This window comes from Roseburia sp. OF03-24, assembly GCF_003463035.1.
GTDB classification, from domain to species: domain Bacteria; phylum Bacillota; class Clostridia; order Lachnospirales; family Lachnospiraceae; genus Roseburia; species Roseburia rectibacter.
In genome coordinates this window covers 16134-16515 of sequence record NZ_QSCK01000048.1, presented here as the reverse complement: position 1 = coordinate 16515, position 382 = coordinate 16134, and positions in this window count along the sequence as shown.

The window sequence follows — 382 nt, the reverse complement described above, 5'->3', positions numbered from 1 at the left end:
TTGCCATACACATTTGAAAAAAATATTCTGTGTTATTTGGTCTGGCAATTTATGAAACAATTCATGTAGTACAATGTAGCAGATGGAAATTTTGGCAAGTCATTAGTCTGAATATCAATGATACAGTACATTAGGATCATAAGCAGATTATAGGCATAATGAATATCAAAAATTCGCACCTACGCCCCCAGTTTTGAGATGAACCGCCCACCCAAATGGTGTTTCATAACCTGGAGGCTGGCATCTTGCGCAAAGCCGAAGCTGATTTTGTGACTTTGGGAGAAAATTAGAAAATCTTAGTGTGCCTGTAGATATACAGTGATGTTCTGCCACGGATGGCAGAACAAGGAAGCATCGAGTCATGGATGACTCGTTGTTGCCG